This window comes from Pontibacter sp. LHS1 (genome assembly GCF_058932855.1).
Window position 1 is genome coordinate 122,734 of sequence record NZ_JBZYWF010000010.1, and the last position, 18,452, is coordinate 141,185.

Below are 18,452 nucleotides of genomic sequence, written 5' to 3' on the forward strand. Positions count from 1 at the left end.
TATGCAGGACGTCTTGAGCAATCCGTTTTTTGAGCTGTCAGTCATACTGGCCATCGCCGCTGTGCTGGGTGCCATCGGACTCATGCTCAGGCAACCGCTCATAGTTATGTTCATTGCGCTGGGTATACTGGTTGGCCCTTCTTTTTTCAACCTGGTGTCATCATCGGAAATGGTGCACCTGCTGGCCGAACTGGGCATTGCTTTACTTCTGTTTGTCGTTGGTCTAAAGCTGGATCTCTCCCTCATACGCTCCACAGGTATGATTGCCCTGATGACCGGCCTGGGGCAAGTCATATTCACTTCTGTTTTCGGGTATCTGATAGGAATAGCGTTGGGCTATGATGCCATCACAGCACTCTACATTGCGATTGCCCTGACCTTTTCGAGCACCATCATTATTGTGAAGTTACTTTCAGACAAGAAAGAGATTGACTCCCTGCATGGGCAGATCGCGATAGGCTTCCTGATTGTGCAGGATATTGTGGTGGTACTGCTTATGATTATGCTCTCAGCCATGAATGCGAAGACCGGTGCCCATCCTGTACTGGGTATCATACAGGTAGTGATAACGGGCAGTGCCATTGTCGCCGTCATAGGTTTGCTGATGCGCTTTGTCATTCCCTCACTGGTTCATTACCTGGCGCGATCTCAGGAATTGCTGGTGCTTTTCTCCATCGCATGGGCAGTGATCGTAGCATCCGCCTGCGATTACCTCAACTTTAGCCGGGAGGTGGGTGCGTTCCTGGCCGGGGTCTCGCTTGCCTCTACCCCATACCGCGAAATGATCAGTGGCCGATTGGTCAGCCTGCGGGATTTTCTGCTGTTGTTCTTCTTCATCAATCTGGGGGCGCAATTAAACCTGGGTTTGCTGGGCGAGCAGATAGGGCCCTCAATCCTCTTCTCAATTTTTGTGCTGGTTGGCAATCCGCTTATCGTTGTAGCCATCATGGGCCTGATGGGCTACCGAAAGCGCACCAGTTTCCTGGCAGGTCTGACAGTCGCCCAGATCAGTGAGTTCTCGCTTATCTTTGCCGCACTTGGTCTGACGATGGGCCATATCCAGGAAAGCACCGTCGGCCTGATCACATTAGTCGGACTGATCACGATCGGGCTGTCTACCTACATGATCATCTATTCGCACAGGCTCTATGATGTGCTGGCACCAGTTTTATGCATATTCGAACGTAAGACACCCTACCGTGAAAGTGAAGCCGAGCAAAACATGCCACAACAAGTAGATGTGATCTTGTTCGGATTGGGGCGGTATGGTGGTAACATAGCGATTACGCTTTTAAAGGATAACATTCACCTGCTATGCATTGATTTTGATCCGCAGCAGGTGCGTTACTGGCAGAAGCAGGGATTGACAGCGTTATACGGAGATGTAGAGGATCCGGAGTTACCTGACAGGCTTCCCCTGAACACGGCAAAGTATGTGATCAGCAGCCTATCAGATGTCAATGCCAATATGGCGCTTGTCAAACAGTTGCGGTCTGGCGGTTATAAAGGGGTCATAGCCGTCACAGCACACCGCCAGCCAGACGCTGAACGTCTGCATGCCTCAGAGGCTGACATAATATTATCACCATTTGTCGATGCAGCAGAAACTATTCCTGCACGCCTGCACATGGCTGAAAAAATAAAAGGATAGCCATCAGGCTATCCTTGTTGTCATGCAGCTCGATTCACTTACACAGCTTCGTTGAGCGTGAGTGCACCTTTGAGGCGCTCCTCCGAAGAGTTAATTGAATCCCGTACTTTTTCGAGTAAACCAGCAAGTGTCGTAGCTTCCTCTTCTGTCAATCCCTGTATCAGGTTGTCAAGCTTGTAAAGATCGTTGCTGATCTGATCCAACAGGTTGAAGCCTTTGTCTGAGATAACAATGTTGACCAGCCGCTTGTCTGATATATTGCGCTCCACGTCCACCAGACCTTTGGTTTTGAGTCGGCCGACGAGTCGGGAGGTATCCGACATCTTGTCTAGCATATGGTTGCGCAAAACAGACGTTGACACAGGTTTAGGATAGTGTTCACGCAATATCCGCAGGATATTGTACTGCTGCCCTGTCACATCGAATTTTTTAAAAAACTCTTCGTAGCTGTTCAGCAGTAAACTGTTTGTTAGGATGATGTTAAGGCTGGCTTTCTGCCATTCGTTTCTGTAAGCGAATATGCTTACACCGCGTTGAGATTGCATAGTGAGACAGGGTGATTAGTTGCGAAATTGTTCTTAATATACATATAATCTTTTATATGTGTTACAATGTTCGCAGCAATAGCTGTACTCTAAAATGTACATTTAAAATGTTTTGAATGCGTTTTATAACCAAACACTCAAAAACAGGCATTAAAGTATATCTTATGTTACAATCCAATGCAGGTTTATGCGGGATTTTCCAATTGATTGGCAAATAATGGGATTAAAAAAATATTAAAGCCAAACGATTTTTTTTGAAATTTATTGCTCAGGAAGGCTTTTATTCCTCGGTAATTTTGAAACCACCAGACTGTAGGACTGATTGATCAAAGATTTAATAAGATCGGGTGTTAAGCCTGCCTCAGGCAGCACAGTATTCCAATGCTTTTTATTCATGTGATACCCAGGTAAAACTTGGGCATACTGTTCACGCAATAAGATGGCCTGCTCAGGATCACATTTCAGGATTATGCCGTTTGCATAATCAGACAGACTGCACAGGGCAAACATTTTGCCGCATACCTTAAATACAAGCGTGTCTTCATCAAAAGGCATCTCCTCGGTAGCACCGGGCTTGTCCAGGCAGTATTCTCTGAAGTCCTCGATGTTCAATGCTGTACGGTTACCAGTGTTTGATCACAAAATACACCATGGCAGCCAAAAACATCAGAATTGAGATCTTGTTAATGGTGTGCATGGCCCGGAGGTTAAAATTAGTCTTACGTTTCGGGTCTTTTTTGCGGAAGAAGTAAGTAGCTACTTCCGTAAAATCAAATAATCCTTTCATTGTGCGGCTTCTGTATTTTATATAATGGATGTGGCTACAGGTATAGACACATCCGGCTAAGGTATAACAACTACTGCAGCTGAATAATTGCAAGATGGATTCAGTTGCTTTCTCTACTCTTCAAGCACGAGGGGTTCAATCCATTTCTCATCTTCCCGTATCAACTCGATCAGTTCATCCACCGCTCTGTCTGCTGGTACCGACTTTTTGACAACTGTTTGGCCGCGATATAGGGCGATCTTATCTTTCCCTACTCCTACATAGCCATAGTCAGCGTCAGCCATTTCACCGGGACCGTTCACGATGCAGCCCATAATACCAATTTTCACCCCTTTCAGGTGGTCCGTGCGTTTGCGAATCATGGCAGTGGTCTCCTGCAGGTCGAACAGAGTACGGCCACAGCTTGGGCAGCTGATGTATTCGGTTTTGCTCATGCGGGTACGGGCAGCCTGCAATATGCCAAAGCTCAGGTTATTTAGCTTCTCGATGGTCTGCAGCCATTCGAACTTTTCCTGCTCAGGCAACAGTTCAGTGCCCAGCATAATGCCGTCCCCAAGGCCGTCGATTAACAATCCGCCTACATCAGTCGAAGCATACAGCTGTACCTGATCTGGGGTCAGGTCGCCATAAGTGCGCTTAATGATGGCGGGTGTATGAACGCCATTATTCATCAATCGGAAAAAGCACTTGCGAAGCTCCGGCATAGCATGCTCGTTAGAGGTGTGCAGCATCAGGACAACAGTATTGTCTGTCTTTAGCCGCTCAAGCAGTTCAGAGCTTAGCTCACTAATGGTAGCTTCTATATAGTTCAACTTCGGATGCAGCTGAACCGCCTCCAGGTATTGCTTCACAGTGAGAAGAGGATGCCGATGCTCCTGGTCCTCAACTAACTGCCAGGGAACATAATTAATGATCTCCTTCAGACCGTTTGGCAACATGAAGTTGATCGGGTTGTCACCTGTGTAGATATAGTCTGCACCCAGATCATTCATGTTGAACTTATCCAATAGCATAGAATACAGGTGGCCTACGCTTTTCAGGTCGGCATACTGTATTTCACGCAAGCGGCTTAAGTCAGCGATAACACGGGGCACATTTTGTCCGCCCACATTCTCTACCTCTGCAGTTTCACGACGGTGGTACTGGAACGGATCGATCGGGATGTTGCAGAGCGGCTTGATGGACTGAGATTTTTCTGCCCGGTGGGTATAGCGGTCAATAAGGGCTTTGGCTACTGGTGCCTCAGCCTCCGGCGCTTCTGTCAGGGAAACACGCACCGTATCTCCCAGACCGTCTTCGAGCAAAGTGCCTATACCTACGGCCGATTTGATACGGCCATCCTCCGCCTCTCCGGCCTCTGTTACACCTAGGTGCAGTGGGTATGGCTTCAGCCCCTCCTCTTCGAGTTTCTGAACGAGCAGTCGGTAGGCCTGCACCATCACCTGAGTATTCGATGCCTTCATGGAGATGACGATGTTATAGTACTGCTCGTCCTCACAGATCCGCAAAAACTCCAGCGCACTTTCCACCATGCCCAGCGGCGTGTCACCATAGCGGCTCAGAATGCGGTCAGACAGGGAACCGTGGTTGGTGCCAATGCGCATAGCCGTGCCATGCTCTTTGCAGATGCGTACCAGCGGCACAAAACGTTCGCGGATACGATCCAGCTCAGCCTGGTACGTTTCATCGTTGTACTCAATTACCTCGAACTTCTTCTTATCAGCATAGTTACCCGGGTTGATGCGCACTTTCTCGACAATACGGGCGGCCACTTCAGCGGCGTTTGGTGTAAAGTGAATATCGGCTACCAAAGGCGTGTTATACCCGCGTCGGCGAAGTTCAGCCTTGATGTGACGCAGGTTCTCGGCTTCCTTGATGCTTGGTGCTGTGATGCGGATATACTCGCATCCCGCCTCGATCATCCGGATACACTGCTCAACAGAGCCCAGCGTGTCCATGGTGTCCACGGTGGTCATGGATTGCACCCTGATCGGGTGGTGGGCACCCATTAGCACTTCGCCAATGTTTACCTCAATGGTTTCTCTGCGTTTATACTCCGTCAGGCTGGGGCAATAGTTCTTGTTCATATATAAGTGGGCCTTCCCTAAAGCTACGTTCTCTTAACTTAAATCGGGCCTGCTTTGTTCAACAGGCATAAGACGTAAATTTAGCATCATTATTTTAAAGAGAGCTAAGTGGGGCAAGTTTTGTAGTGGTATTTGAATGTAGTGTGAACCCGCAAACCTTGTTCAGGTATGGAACAAATAGAAATTATCTGTATCTTGAATAGAAAACATCCGGATAAACGTTAAAGATGATGCAGCCGCATGTTGCCAGTACATAATAAATTAAACCAGCTTGACAGAAATGATACACATGAACGCCTATATACCAAAAAATGCAGATGAGAAGCTCCGCTCCCTCCTACATTGGGGCAGATTGCGACAGGAACAGCTGAGCGAGGTCTACCTGATCACCAAAGACACCGTGCTGGGCTTTCTGAAGCGGCAGATCGAGCACGGTAACTGGCGCGGCGTGCTGGAGGTGCTCAAAGGGAAACCGATGACCAAGGCTGGCAGGTATATGTTAGGCGAACTCCGCAGCAAAGTGGTCCGAAAACTGATTATGCGGATGGGGCTGCGGCCTGTGATCGCCACTGCACTGGTTATTGTACTATTGCCGATCATTCTGGCCAAAGTAACAGGGGAAGTCATCAGCTGGATCAGAAACAGACGTTAAATAAAAAAGAGCACCTTAGTCAGGTGCTCTTTTTTATTATAGGGTTCATGGACTAGCGTCTGAACATCAGCTCGCGGTATTTTACCAGTGGCCAATCCTCATCGTCTACCATCAGTTCCAGTTTATCTACACTGGTGCGAATCGCTTCAAAATAAGGCATTACTTTTTCGTTATAGAAAATCGCCTTCTCACGCACATCCTCTATTTTGTTGGCAACCTTCCGCTGCTGGATCATGTCCACCGCATTGGTCTGGATTGTCTTGATATGACGTGATATACGCTTAATAGAATCCAGAGTGGATTCTGTGTACTCATCTTCCAGGCCGAGGTCTTTCAAACCGCGGATATTCTGAATCAGCTTGTTCTGGTAAGCAACAGCTGTCGGAATCACGTGGTTGAAGGCAAGGTCGCCCATTACACGCGATTCGATCTGAATCTTCTTGATATAATCTTCCAACAAGATTTCGTGTCTTGCGGCAATCTCCACTCTGGTAAAGATGCCATGACGGGTAAACAGGTCTTGCACTTCCTCGCGGTGATATACATCCAGTGCACGTGGTGTAGATTTAATGTTAGACAGCCCACGCTTAGCAGCCTCTTCCTCCCACTCTTTGGAGTAGCCGTTCCCTTCGAAACGGATCGCTTTGGAAGCAGCCACATACTCACGAAGCACCTGAATAATGGCCAGCTCCTTCTTCATGCCTTTATTATCGATCAAATCGTCCACGGCTACACGGAAATCGATCAACTGATCAGACACAATGGTGTTCAGCACCGTCATGGAAGAAGAGCTGTTGGCTGAAGAGCCTACGGCACGGAACTCGAACTTATTGCCCGTGAAGGCGAATGGAGAGGTACGGTTACGGTCCGTGTTATCGCGAAGAATTTCCGGTATCTTGTCTATACCTAGCTTCAGGTACATGTTATCGCCTTTCTCCATCGGCACTTTCGCAGTGCGCTCCAACTCTTCCAGTACCGCCGTCAGTTGCTGGCCCACAAATACCGACATGATAGCCGGCGGTGCTTCGTTGGCACCCAAACGGTGGTCGTTGCTGGCAGAGGCGATGCTGGCACGCAGCAGGTCAGCGTGCTTGTGCACTGCCATCACCGTGTTAATAAAGAAAGTCAGGAACTGCAGGTTTTCCTTCGGCTTTTTACCAGGCGAGAGCAGGTTCACACCAGTGTTGGTGCTCATGGCCCAGTTGTTGTGCTTACCACTGCCGTTTACGCCTTTATAAGGTTTTTCGTGAAGTAATACTTTAAAGCCATGGCGCTCTGCCACACGGTCCATGATGTCCATCAGCAGCTGGTTGTGATCTACGGCCAGGTTGGCATCTTCAAAGGTAGGGGCGCACTCAAACTGGTTTGGTGCCACCTCGTTGTGGCGGGTGCGCAAAGGTATACCCAGCTTCAGGGCCGACTTCTCGAAGTCTACCATGAAAGAGTGCACACGGCTAGGAATAGAACCAAAGTAGTGATCTTCCAGCTGCTGGCCCTTCGCAGGCGCATGTCCGAAAAGGGTACGGCCTGTCATGACCAGGTCAGGACGTGCCTCATAGAGAGCGCGGTCCACGAGGAAATACTCCTGCTCTATACCTAAAGTAGTATTCACTTTCACCACATCCTTGTCGAAATACTGGCAAACCGGAACAGCTGCCTGGTTGAGCAGGTGCAGGGATTTCAGCAAAGGCGTCTTGTAGTCGAGCGCCTCACCGGTATAGGAAACGAAAATAGTCGGGATACAAAGCGTGCGGGTGCCGGCATTCTCGATCAGGAACGCTGGCGACGACGGATCCCAGGCGCTGTAGCCACGGGCCTCGAAGGTATTACGGATACCGCCGCTTGGGAAAGAAGAAGCATCCGGCTCCTGCTGTACCAGGGCGCTGCCTTTAAAGCTTTCGATCGGGTCGCCTTCTCCGGTCAAATCAAAGAAAGAGTCATGTTTCTCGGCTGTAGCACCAGTCAGTGGCTGGAACCAGTGCGTGTAGTGCGTAGCGCCCTTGCTCATCGCCCAAGTCTTCATGGCGGCAGCCACGGCATCAGCCAGATTTCGGTCTACCTTTTCGCCTGCATCAATTGTAGCGCAAAGTCTTTTGAAATTCTCAGTAGACATAGTGGCACGTAGGGCCGAAAAGCCAAACACGTTTTCACCAAAGTACTCTGAAATTTTGCTGGATGGCAGCACGACCTCTGCCGGTTTGCGCTGACTTACCAGTTCAAGCGCTTTAAAACGAAGAATTGCCATGGGTTAAAGAGGTTAGGGTATAAATTTTCATCAAAGGTATGTAGTAAACAGATATCTTGTATCAAATAGGGTATTATTTTTTAGGGGGTACTCCTGATATTTAATATAAAAACTTACTACACCCCCTGATTTTAATAGGGTGTATTCATCATAGCACCATAATTGTGATTCTACTATATAAATAAATAGCGGTATAATCTCAGTGGGCTGAATTTTAATAGAACACCTGACGTTTAAGTGAGGATACATAAGTTGTATATTTGCAGCCGTGATACGAAGCCTTTTATATCAGCCACTCTACTTTCTGTTTTGGGTGCTGTACTTTGTTGCAGCCAGAGCCACCTTTCTGCTTTACCACGATAACCGCACGGAGGAATTATCGCAGACAGATCTTCTGACCATCTTTACGAAGGGACTTCGCCTGGACCTTTCTTTCAGCTCCTATATAAGTGCTATCCCCTTTCTGGCTATTCTGGCTACTGCCCTTTTCCCGGGACTGCGGGTGCGAAAGTTTATCCGCTACTATACCTATACCCTACTCGTGCTGCTGTCGGTGTTGATGGCGGTGGACCTGGAGCTCTATACCTACTGGGGTTTCCGGCTCGACTCCACGCCGATGCTATACCTGAACACACCTGGCGAGATGGCTGCTTCTGCGGCTGCGGCACCTATTCTGCTGCTGAGCATCATTGCGCTGGCAACCAGTTTGGTCTTTGCGCTACTCTTCCGCTATACCTTTGATTATAAAAACTACCACCTCAACTTCTCGAAGCTGAAGTATGCAGGTATAGCGCTGCTTTTTGCCGCTGTTCTGATACTGCCAATGCGGGGTGGCTGGCAGCAGATTCCGATCAACCAGAGTGTGGTGTATTTCTCGGATAACCCTTATGCTAACCACGCCGGTCTCAACATGCCCTGGAACCTGATGGACACCATGCTGAAGTATAACGAGGAGACACGCAACCCTTACCAGTACATGGAACATGAAGAGGCCGAAGCCAAAGTGGCAGAGCTTTATGCCGCCACGGCAGATTCTTCAGAGAAAATCCTAAGGATAGAGCGGCCGAACGTGCTTTTTATCATTCTGGAGAGTTACACGGCTAAGTATGTCGGGAGTCTGGGTGGTGAGCCGGGTGTCACGCCCAATCTGGATAAGCTGGCGTCGGAAGGTGTCAGCTTCACGAAGCTTTATTCAAGTGGCGACCGCAGCGAGAAAGGCATGGTGGCACTTCTGAGTGGCTATCCGGTACAGACTACCACTTCAATAATTAAGAACCCCAAAAAGACAGAGAAACTGCCGCACCTGAGTCAGGTGTTCAAACAGGCTGGCTATGGCACTTCCTTTTATTATGGGGGAGAGCTGGAGTTTGCTAACATCCGCTCATACCTGCAAAACGGTAAATATGACCGACTGATCGACAAGCATGACTTCCCGGCCGAGAGCTACAACTCCAAGTGGGGGGCGCACGACCACGTGTTGTTTGAGCGTGTGCTGAAGGACCTTGCACAAGAGCAGGAGCCTTTCTTTAGCACCGTCTATACCTTGAGCAGTCACGAGCCTTTTGAGATTCCTATACCTGCTAAGTTTAAAGGAGACAAAATCAGCGACAAATTCAAGAATTCGGTTTACTACACCGATTGGGCGCTGGGGCAGTTTATTGAGCAGGCGCGACAGCAACCCTGGTGGGACTCGACCCTTGTTGTGCTGGTAGCCGACCATGGCCATCCGCTGCCTTATGATGATCCGAACTATAGAAGCACCAAGTTTCGCATACCTTTCATTCTGACAGGAGGCGCATTGGCGGAAAAAGGGCGCACCGTTTCCACGATTGGCAGTCAGACAGACATTGCCACTACCCTGCTTTACCAGCTGGACCTGCCACACCAGGATTTCAAGTGGGGACGCAACATGCTGGCTCCAAGTGACTATCCTTTTGCGTTTTATGTTTTCAGGGACGGTTTCACTTTTATCACACCCGGCAAAGTGCTGTCCTACGATAATGTGGCCAAAAAGCCTATCATTAAGGGCAAGGGTGTAACACCCGTGCAGATCGAGCTGGGGAAAGCCTATATGCAATACTCCTTCGAAGACTTTGTCAGAAAGTAGAAAACGCGCTGGGTTTAAACGAAGGTGTTGCGTATAAAAAAATAGGTTGGCCAGCTATAATGCTGATTAACCACACTGGTTACATAGGCCCCTACTGACTCATTCAAAATTTAAATTCGTATCTTTGCACCCTGATTATGAAAAAGGTAGCATTTTATACACTGGGCTGTAAGCTGAACTACTCTGAAACCAGCACGATCGGAAGAATTTTCCAGGAGCGCGGTTTTGAGAAGGTGGAGTTTACTGATACGCCTGACATATACGTGATCAATACCTGCTCTGTCACCGACAATGCAGATAAGAAGTGCCGTAAGATCGTGAAGGAGGCACAAAAGTACTCTCCTAACGCATTTATAACCATTGTCGGCTGCTATGCGCAGCTTAAGCCAAAAGAGATCAGCGAAATACCTGGTGTTGACGCCGTGTTGGGTGCCGCTGAGAAGTTTCAGCTGGTAGACATCCTGGAGACCTTCGAAAAGAAAGAGCAGCCTCAGGTATACGCCAGTGCCATCAGCGAAGCCAATACTTTCCATAACTCATACTCTTTCGGCGACCGCACCCGCACCTTCCTCAAAGTGCAGGACGGCTGCGACTACTCCTGCACCTTCTGCACCATACCACTGGCACGAGGCAACAGTCGCTCCGACAGCATCGCCAATGTAGTGCGCTCTGCCAATGAAATAGCCGAGTCGGGTGTGAAAGAGATCGTGCTCACAGGTGTAAATACCGGTGACTTCGGCTTGCAGGACGGGGAGCGTGTAGAGACGTTTTTCGGACTGGTGCAGGAACTTGACAAAGTAGAAGGTATAGATCGCTTCCGCATCTCTTCTATCGAGCCGAATCTGCTAAAAGACGAGATCATCGAGTTTGTAAGCAAGAGCAAGCGCTTTATGCCGCACTTCCATGTGCCGCTGCAATCAGGCTCTAACAAGATACTGAAGCTGATGCGCCGCCGCTACCTGCGTGAGCTGTATGCTGACCGTGTTGCCACAATTAAATCGCTGATGCCGCATTGCTGTATTGGGGTGGATGTGATCGTAGGCTTCCCGGGTGAAACAGAAGAAAACTTCCTGGAGACCTATAACTTCATCAATGGCCTTGATGTGAGCTACCTGCACGTGTTCCCTTACTCCGAACGTGAAAACACGATGGCTCCTGATATGCCAGGCAAGGTAAGCATCAAGGACCGTAACCGCAGAGCTGACATGCTGCGCATCCTTTCTGAAAAGAAAAAACGGTTCTTCTATGAGCAGAACATAGGCCGGGAGTTTACGGTGCTGTTCGAAGACGATGTGAAAGACGGTATGATGGAAGGCTGGACTGAGAATTATGTGCGAGTAGCAGCCAAATACGACCCCGTATTGGTGAACGAAACAAAGCATGTACGACTGACAGGCATCAACGAGCAGGGCTTAATGGAGGCCGAAGAAACTTATATAGAGGTGCTGAAACATTAAAAATTCTGAATTTTTAAAAATTAGCCCTATATTTTCAGTCTGAAACAATCAATAACAGCTTAATTATCTAATTGTGAACCTATCTAGAATCGTTTTGGGAGTTGCTTTGGGCGCCCTAGTAACTGCTTGTAACACAGATCAAAAGCCACAGGCAACCGTTACTTCTACTACATCAGCTAACAGCTCTGACACCCTGGCTACCGCTGCCGTAGCAGATATTGTGTACATCAACTCAGACTCTCTGCTGAGTAATTATGAGTATTTCAAAGATGCTCGTACACGTTTCCAGTCCAAAACGCAGAAAGCTGAGAAAGATTTTCAGGCTAAAGCAGCTGCCTTTGAGAAAGATGTGCAGAACTACCAGCGCACGGGCGGCAACATGACGGTTGAGCAGCGTGCTTCTACAGAGCAGAAACTCGCACAGCGTCAGCAGCAGTTGCAGCAGCAGAGCCAGACCACGGGCAACCAATTGGCTACTGAAGAAGCTGAAGAGATGAAAAAAATCTACGACCGCGTTGAGGCATACCTTCAGAAGCTCAGCCAGGAAAGAGGCTATAAAATGGTGTTGACCTACTCCAGAGGCCAAAGCGCCATCTTGTACGGCGACAACTCTCTGGACATAACACAAGAGGTATTGGCTGGACTGAACAGCGAATATGATCAGGAGAAAGAGACAGCCAAGACAAAAGAGACTGCAGCTAAAAAGAAGTAACCTGACAACAGGTATAGTAAATAAAGAAGGCGAGCTATTAAGCTCGCCTTCTTTATTTTAAAATCTTATTGAAGCTGCTGGTAACCCATTATCCTGAACACCTCCCCCTCTACTACATGTGGTATACCATACTTGTCTAACACCTCCTGAAACAGATCTGTATAGTCTGCCTGCAGCGTTGGCGCTAAGAGCCCGGTGCTGGTTTCTTTCATCGCTTTTATCTCCAGCCATTCAATATTTGCCAGGCCCGTCTGCTCCAATTGCTCCCACCAGATCGGGGCATAATGCACCGGCGCAGAATCTTCATGCAGATATTTAATGCGCACATACGGCTCAATCTGAGGAAGATTAGTCATGGCCGCAATCAACTCCCGCCATTTCGTGTTATTCATGATTGGGACTAAACGCTTTTCGTCTAAAATACGGCCCAATACATTAAATGACTTTACCATACACTATTCGTAGCGAAGTGATTCGATTGGATCGAGTCTGGAAGCACGGTGAGCAGGATAGTACCCCGAAATCACACCAACGAGTACACAGATCGTTAATCCAACAAACACCCAGATCCATGGCACAATGAAGCCACCTTCCCCGATCAGGGAGGCAATGCCATTACCCATCAGTATACCCAGGAAAATGCCGACCATCCCTCCCAGGATACAGATCACGATCGCTTCGATCAGGAACTGCTGCTGTATTTGCTTGGCAGTGGCGCCCAAGGCCTTGCGAACGCCAATTTCACGCGTACGCTCATTCACAGATACCATCATGATGTTCATCAGCCCGACGGAGGCACCCAGCAAGGTAATAAAGCCGATGATGAAGCCACCCACTTTCAGATAACCCGTGATTTCGTTCAGGCTCTGAATCAGCGAGTCACTTCTTCTAATCTCAAAGGATTCCTCCTGCCCCAGCTTATCCTGGCGAACATTGCGCATCACGCCTGTTGCTTCGCCCATGACATAGGTAAGTTCCTCAGGCTTAGAAATGGAGGTTTTGATGTTGTAAGTCAGGGTACCATTGCCCTGCTGCGGAATCTGGCGCCCCGTTTCAAGCGGAATCAGGATCATGCGGTCGCCTCCGCTGCCGCCCATGCTGCTTCCACGCTTCTCCAGTTCTCCTACTACTTTAAAGCGGCGCCCTAAAAAGGAGATGTACTGGTTAATCGGGTCTGTCTTTGGGAAAAGCTTATCAGATATTTCTTTACCGATAATGGCAACGTTGGACCCAAGTTCCAGCTCATAGCTGGAGAAAGCCCGCCCCCTTTCCAGGTTCAGGTTCTGGCCAGACAGATAAAATTCATCTCCGGCTATTACGTTTATATTCGGATTCGTCTTGTCCGTGACACTTTTTACTACCGTAGCGCCCGAAATATTGGCGGATAGGCTCACCTGCGACTTCGCCTCCATCAGCTCCTTATACTTCACAGCCTGGTCGTAGGTGATATCCGGATATACCTTGTCAGTCCTGCCCTGTCCATTGTTTCCCCTGCCACTGTTGTATTTCTTTCGGATATCAAAAGAGTTGGCGCCAAGGCTCGAAAAAGTCTGGTTAAGGGAGTTCTTCATGCCATCTACAGCTGTGAGTATACCTACCAGTGACATAATGCCGATGGAAATGATCAGGCCGGTGAGAACAGTGCGTAGCAGGTTACTTTTGATGGCTCGAATACTTTCCCGTATATTTTCGAACAGGTCCATAGCTTAGGTCTTATATGCGAAACGTTCCCCCCTGCGTTAAGTATAAGGAAGAACCTCTGGTTTCTAATTTACCTCCAATATCTGAAAAAAGAACCAATTTCAATACATTTGTTACCATATGTTAAGCCCATGAAGTCATTCCGCCATCTTATACTGCTCATCGCATACCTGGTACTCCCCTTCCATGCATTCAGCTCGACGGTGCTCATCCCGATGGATGACACCCAAAAAGACCATCTGAAGTCCTATGGAGCGGCTTATTGGGTGCTCTCCAAAAGCGTGTCGGTAGACTGGCTCCTCAATTACCGGGGTGGTAGTTTTGCTTTTCAGCATGCCCCGCAGCTTGAAAACGAGCTTGTCGTGCGCGGGATCAGCTACCAGGTTATTTCAGATGCACAATACAATACCATCCTCACCCAGATCAGCGATCCGGAGGCCAACATGGATGTCATGAAGCTGGAGAAGGTACCCAAGATAGCCGTGTATACCCCTAAGTCTAAAATGCCATGGGACGATGCCGTAACGCTTGTGCTGACTTATGCCGAAATACCTTACGATAAAATATACGACGAAGAGATCATGCGCGGTGACCTCCCCAAGTATGACTGGTTACACCTTCACCACGAGGACTTTACAGGCCAGTACGGCAAGTTTTACTCTAGCTACCGCCACTACCCCTGGTATCAGGAACAGCAGCGCGAAGCAGAGGCTTCTGCCAAATCGCTTGGCTTTAAAAAGGTATCTGAACTGAAAGGCGTGGTAGTCCGCACCATCCGTGATTTCTGTGCAGGAGGCGGCTTTTTGTTTGCCATGTGCTCTGCCACCGATACTTACGACATAGCGCTGGCGGCAGAAGGCGTGGACTTTATTGAGTCGATGTACGACGGCGACGGTGCTGATCCCAATGCGCAGAGCAAGCTGGATTTTAGTAAAACCTTTGCGTTCAAAGATTTCTCGCTGGTACGCAATCCGCTTGAATACGAGTACTCCAACATAGACATGCAGCCACAGGAGCGCGGCCTGACAGAGCCTAACGACTTCTTTCAACTCTTCACCTTTTCAGCCAAGTGGGATCCTATCCCTACCATGCTGACGCAAAACCACGCCAAAACCATCAAAGGGTTTATGGGACAGACCACGGCCTTCCGCAAAAGTCTGGTGAAACCTGAGGTAGTGGTGATGGGTGAAAACAAGGAAGTGGGTGAGATCCGCTACATGCACGGCACCTTTGCCCGTGGCACCTGGACCTTCTATGGCGGCCATGACCCAGAAGACTACCAGCACCTGGTGGGCGAAGACCCCACCGATCTGGCCCTGCACCCTAACTCACCTGGGTATAGACTTATCCTGAACAATATCCTGTTCCCGGCAGCTAAAAAGAAAAAGCAGAAGACCTGAAATAGTCAAGAACATAAGACCCTACACGTGCAGGCATATTCCAACCTGCAAATGTAGGGTCTCCAATTACTCTAGAGCTAACTTAAAATGCCAGTCTAGGGATTAATGATAACTTTTCTGGTCCATACCTGATTGTCTGATACAATTCTGAGCACATAGTAACCATGAGGAAGCTTATTGAGTTGAATCGGTATTTTAGATACGTGGCGGTAATTGCTCTCCATTAACCTGGCTCCAGTACCTACTTCCTGGAGCGTGACCTGTGCCGTGGTCAGTACTTCAGGCAGCTCAACCTGCAAAACGCCTCTATTTGTGGCCGGGTTTGGATAGATCAGAATATCGTCCGATGAAAAAGCCGCTGTAGCTTTAGAAGATGGCTTGTTTGCAGCAATTGCTCCACGGCATGGGCCTCTGTATTTCCAGTCACCTTTTGCATGTTTGTTATGCGATGGATTGCTTCCTGTTGAGGTGCGCTGCGCTTCGTAAGCATTTCCATTCAAGGAGGCGAGTGCTCCAGCAACATACGTAAAATCCGGTCGCCAATCAGGAAGCTCACAGCTGTTCCTGTTCCCACCGCCGTAACCGTTTACAACTGTTATACTGATAGGATCCGAGGCATATGTTTCTCCTTGATGATTGACTGCCACAGCGTATACTTCATAAGCTCCTTTTCCTATACCTTTCCAATGGAAGGTATAAGGAGCTTTGCTGGTAGAGCCCAGTATCTTATTTCCGTGGTAGTAGACAACCTTTTGGATTGAGGTATTGTCAGGGATGTCTAGTGCTACAACGAGATCCACAGATGCGTTAGCTTTAAAATAAGTGCCACTTGCCGGAGATACTAAATTAACTGTTACAACCGGAGAAACAACTGGTATGACACCACTGATAGCATATTCGCCGAGAGAACCGTAGTTTGAGTAGGCGCCATAAACAGAAGTGCCCCCCTCAATCGACAGAAAATACCTGCCAGACTGTAACTCCTCCTCTATTGTTACATAAGGTTGCCCCACATCATGCACCTGGATCACCTGTCCGCTCTCACTCCGTAGTGTGAGCAGAGGATTCAGGTTGGAGTACTCATCAGTTGGCTGTACTCGCAGACTAACTATGCCACCTGAGGTTTCAAATGAAAATACATCTACATCATTGGACCTGCTGATATTTCCCTTATTTGAACCCGGAGAGACCACACCCACCTCATCTGTCACTAAAGCAGTAGCCCCGTTATGATGGTCGCCATGATCATCAGTTCGATACCCGAAACCATTACGAGTGGCAATTATAGCCAAATCATCTTCCTTGTTATTGGCAAACGGATAATCCCCATTACTCCATTGAGCAAACGGAATGAAGGCTGCTCCCATAATAGGTGCCCAACTTCCGTTTCCGTAGTAGTATTCTTCTGCGGGCGAAGTTCTTCCATCGTGACCCAAGTGTAGCATGTGCCCGATCTCATGTGACGCCGTATTGCCACCGTTCACCACACCTGTATTCCAAACGAAACTGGGTGTTTCTCCCCAAATATCACCGCCAAAGGTAAAAGAGCCGATGTAAGCACGACCACCATCACCAGGGGAAAAATAATCTGTCGGCGTGAAAATGACTCTGCCACGTTTATTGACAGGGGCCCGATTGAAAACCTCCTCACTGGTTGTGATATTAACATCAAATGCGCTGAAGTCTGCACTAATAAGCGCCCACATAGCTTCTATCTCTGACTCGCTGTAGTTCATAGGCTGTGCATCAATGGGATTGCCGCCATTGAACATCTCGTTCCAAAGTGTACCGTTTAAATAGTGGCCATCATAATCAAGTAGCACAACGGCTGTGGCTCCGGGCAGACTTTCCAGAGCTGGTACATTGAGTGTAGTCGCGCCTAATGTGTTTTCGCTACGTCCTGACTCAGCTTCATGATGCTGCATGTAGTCAACACAAAGCACCTTGTCAATATCCTCTTCCTGCAGGTATACATCACCGTTCGACTCTGTCGTAAATCGATAATAGCGCTTCTGGTCAGGCATCATAACGTCACCTGTCACCCGATTGCCTGACACTTTCAGGAAGAATTTACTATTGCGAGCATTAGAAACTTCTCCGTAATAAACCTCACCGCTCTTTTCGGTTTTACTCTTGCGGATAGATAGAGAAATGGATTTATTGCCAGGTAGCTGATGGCGTACCTCAGGAGAAATGGATCGCTGAGATTGTTTTATGTTTGCTTTGCTTTTGTAGAGTTGGGAAATCTCTGCAGCCTTTCCAACCCGGCTTTTACTTTGAGCTAAGGCTTGTCCTCCACTTAGGTATACAATAAGCAGAGCAAACAAAATACAGTAAGCTTGTTTCATAATTAATCAATTTGAGAGGTTATACATAGATAAAGTATACTCCTGCTCAATCAATAAGTATGAACTAAACTATAATAAATTAAAATAAATTAAGTAAAGAGATGTGATTTGGTGGTCAAACAAAGATAAATGCATATCAATAGCAATCTAATGCATTCTGTCTGGTCGGGGTTCCAGATTTCGGATGATCTCGGCTTCTATTTCGAGTAATTCGTTCAAACGGGCGTCTACTACGTCGGCTGGCATGTACTCTTTGGCAAGCTTCACAAAGCTTACGTAGTGACCCGCTTCTGATACCATGAGTTCGTAGTAGAACTTCTGGAGCTCTTCATCCTGTATGTTTTTCCAGAGTAATTTGAAGCGTTCGCAGCTGCGGGCTTCGATCAGAGCATTCACCAGTAAGTGGTCCATCAGCTGTCGCTCCCGCTGGCCTCCTTTCCGGATGTGTTTGGTCAATTCCACTACATACTCGTCAGGCCGGTTGCGTCCCAGGCCCCAGCCACGTTTTTTCAGCTCTGCCAGCACGCGCTCAAAGTGACTCCACTCCTCTGCTACCAGGTCCGTCATCTCTTCCACAAGCCGAGTCTTGTCAGGGTACTTCACAATAAGAGATATACCCGAGGTTGCCGCTTTCTGCTCGCAGTAGGCGTGATCTACTAATATTTCTTCTATGTTTTTCTCTGCAATGTTCACCCAACGCGGGTCGGTCGGGAGTTGAAGGCGCAGTATCGTTTTGGTAAATTGGGAAGACATACGAGGT

Annotated in this window: 15 protein-coding genes; 6 read left to right on the plus strand and 9 right to left on the minus strand. The window is 48.3% G+C overall.

The window, feature by feature from the left end:
• Position 1: 1 nt before the first annotated feature.
• Positions 2-1,651 carry a cation:proton antiporter gene (locus AC5FXQ_RS17445; protein WP_493603700.1) on the plus strand — a complete coding sequence of 550 codons (1,650 nt, stop codon included), beginning with the start codon at positions 2-4 and terminating at the stop codon, positions 1,649-1,651.
• Between the two features lie 38 nt (positions 1,652-1,689).
• Here the strand turns inward: AC5FXQ_RS17445 and AC5FXQ_RS17450 are convergent, their stop codons facing one another.
• The 4 genes from AC5FXQ_RS17450 to ispG form a co-directional block, all read right to left on the minus strand.
• Positions 1,690-2,196 carry a MarR family winged helix-turn-helix transcriptional regulator gene (locus AC5FXQ_RS17450; protein WP_493603701.1) on the minus strand — a complete coding sequence of 169 codons (507 nt, stop codon included), beginning with the start codon at positions 2,194-2,196 and terminating at the stop codon, positions 1,690-1,692.
• Positions 2,197-2,457: 261 nt separating this feature from the next.
• Entirely contained in the window at positions 2,458-2,808 is a 351-nt protein-coding gene (locus tag AC5FXQ_RS17455) for an MmcQ/YjbR family DNA-binding protein (RefSeq protein ID WP_493603702.1), read from the minus strand.
• Between the two features lie 10 nt (positions 2,809-2,818).
• Positions 2,819-2,983, minus strand: coding sequence for a DUF6728 family protein (locus AC5FXQ_RS17460; RefSeq protein ID WP_007658564.1), 165 nt, complete (start codon positions 2,981-2,983; stop codon positions 2,819-2,821).
• Between the two features lie 113 nt (positions 2,984-3,096).
• On the minus strand, positions 3,097-5,070 hold the full coding sequence (ispG, locus tag AC5FXQ_RS17465) for a (E)-4-hydroxy-3-methylbut-2-enyl-diphosphate synthase (RefSeq protein ID WP_493603703.1): 1,974 nt from the start codon (positions 5,068-5,070) through the stop codon (positions 3,097-3,099).
• Between the two features lie 289 nt (positions 5,071-5,359).
• Between ispG and AC5FXQ_RS17470 the strand changes: the two genes are divergently transcribed.
• Positions 5,360-5,722 (plus strand): hypothetical protein, encoded by a 363-nt coding sequence (locus AC5FXQ_RS17470; RefSeq protein WP_493603704.1) that lies wholly within the window; start codon positions 5,360-5,362, stop codon positions 5,720-5,722.
• 52 nt (positions 5,723-5,774) lie between these two features.
• Here the strand turns inward: AC5FXQ_RS17470 and AC5FXQ_RS17475 are convergent, their stop codons facing one another.
• Positions 5,775-7,967: a glutamine synthetase III family protein gene (locus AC5FXQ_RS17475; protein ID WP_493603705.1), complete on the minus strand. Its 2,193-nt coding sequence runs from the start codon at positions 7,965-7,967 to the stop codon at positions 5,775-5,777.
• Between the two features lie 268 nt (positions 7,968-8,235).
• Between AC5FXQ_RS17475 and AC5FXQ_RS17480 the strand changes: the two genes are divergently transcribed.
• The 3 genes from AC5FXQ_RS17480 to AC5FXQ_RS17490 all read left to right on the plus strand — a co-directional run bounded on the left by AC5FXQ_RS17480 (position 8,236) and on the right by AC5FXQ_RS17490 (position 12,243).
• Complete coding sequence (locus AC5FXQ_RS17480; protein WP_493603706.1) at positions 8,236-10,074, plus strand: LTA synthase family protein; 1,839 nt, start codon at positions 8,236-8,238, stop codon at positions 10,072-10,074.
• A gap of 137 nt (positions 10,075-10,211) precedes the next feature.
• On the plus strand, positions 10,212-11,531 hold the full coding sequence (gene mtaB, locus AC5FXQ_RS17485; RefSeq protein ID WP_493603707.1) for a tRNA (N(6)-L-threonylcarbamoyladenosine(37)-C(2))-methylthiotransferase MtaB: 1,320 nt from the start codon (positions 10,212-10,214) through the stop codon (positions 11,529-11,531).
• A gap of 73 nt (positions 11,532-11,604) precedes the next feature.
• Positions 11,605-12,243, plus strand: coding sequence for an OmpH/Skp family outer membrane protein (locus AC5FXQ_RS17490; RefSeq protein WP_493603708.1), 639 nt, complete (start codon positions 11,605-11,607; stop codon positions 12,241-12,243).
• A gap of 65 nt (positions 12,244-12,308) precedes the next feature.
• Here AC5FXQ_RS17490 and AC5FXQ_RS17495 read toward each other — a convergent pair whose 3' ends face one another.
• Complete coding sequence (locus tag AC5FXQ_RS17495; RefSeq protein WP_493603709.1) at positions 12,309-12,695, minus strand: DUF6678 family protein; 387 nt, start codon at positions 12,693-12,695, stop codon at positions 12,309-12,311.
• Between the two features lie 3 nt (positions 12,696-12,698).
• Entirely contained in the window at positions 12,699-13,946 is a 1,248-nt protein-coding gene (locus AC5FXQ_RS17500; protein WP_493603710.1) for an ABC transporter permease, read from the minus strand.
• A 129-nt stretch (positions 13,947-14,075) separates the two neighbouring features.
• Here AC5FXQ_RS17500 and AC5FXQ_RS17505 point away from each other — a divergent pair, with 129 nt between their 5' ends.
• Positions 14,076-15,344 carry an asparagine synthetase B gene (locus AC5FXQ_RS17505; protein ID WP_493603711.1) on the plus strand — a complete coding sequence of 423 codons (1,269 nt, stop codon included), beginning with the start codon at positions 14,076-14,078 and terminating at the stop codon, positions 15,342-15,344.
• 95 nt (positions 15,345-15,439) lie between these two features.
• Here AC5FXQ_RS17505 and AC5FXQ_RS17510 read toward each other — a convergent pair whose 3' ends face one another.
• A complete protein-coding gene (locus tag AC5FXQ_RS17510; protein WP_493603712.1) occupies positions 15,440-17,371 on the minus strand; it encodes a T9SS type A sorting domain-containing protein in 1,932 nt (643 codons plus the stop codon).
• A 468-nt stretch (positions 17,372-17,839) separates the two neighbouring features.
• Positions 17,840-18,445 carry a MiaE family protein gene (locus AC5FXQ_RS17515; RefSeq protein WP_493603713.1) on the minus strand — a complete coding sequence of 202 codons (606 nt, stop codon included), beginning with the start codon at positions 18,443-18,445 and terminating at the stop codon, positions 17,840-17,842.
• Positions 18,446-18,452 lie beyond the last annotated feature (7 nt).

Coding starts and splice junctions, on each gene's coding strand:
- AC5FXQ_RS17450 (WP_493603701.1), bottom strand. CDS start 2,196: ATGCAATCTCAACGCGGTGTAAGCATATTCGCTTACAGAAACGAATGG.
- AC5FXQ_RS17505 (WP_493603711.1), top strand. CDS start 14,076: ATGAAGTCATTCCGCCATCTTATACTGCTCATCGCATACCTGGTACTC.
- AC5FXQ_RS17495 (WP_493603709.1), bottom strand. CDS start 12,695: ATGGTAAAGTCATTTAATGTATTGGGCCGTATTTTAGACGAAAAGCGT.
- AC5FXQ_RS17460 (WP_007658564.1), bottom strand. CDS start 2,983: ATGAAAGGATTATTTGATTTTACGGAAGTAGCTACTTACTTCTTCCGC.
- AC5FXQ_RS17475 (WP_493603705.1), bottom strand. CDS start 7,967: ATGGCAATTCTTCGTTTTAAAGCGCTTGAACTGGTAAGTCAGCGCAAA.
- AC5FXQ_RS17515 (WP_493603713.1), bottom strand. CDS start 18,445: ATGTCTTCCCAATTTACCAAAACGATACTGCGCCTTCAACTCCCGACC.
- AC5FXQ_RS17510 (WP_493603712.1), bottom strand. CDS start 17,371: ATGATGCCTGACCAGAAGCGCTATTATCGATTTACGACAGAGTCGAAC.
- mtaB (WP_493603707.1), top strand. CDS start 10,212: ATGAAAAAGGTAGCATTTTATACACTGGGCTGTAAGCTGAACTACTCT.
- AC5FXQ_RS17445 (WP_493603700.1), top strand. CDS start 2: ATGCAGGACGTCTTGAGCAATCCGTTTTTTGAGCTGTCAGTCATACTG.
- ispG (WP_493603703.1), bottom strand. CDS start 5,070: ATGAACAAGAACTATTGCCCCAGCCTGACGGAGTATAAACGCAGAGAA.
- AC5FXQ_RS17470 (WP_493603704.1), top strand. CDS start 5,360: ATGAACGCCTATATACCAAAAAATGCAGATGAGAAGCTCCGCTCCCTC.
- AC5FXQ_RS17500 (WP_493603710.1), bottom strand. CDS start 13,946: ATGGACCTGTTCGAAAATATACGGGAAAGTATTCGAGCCATCAAAAGT.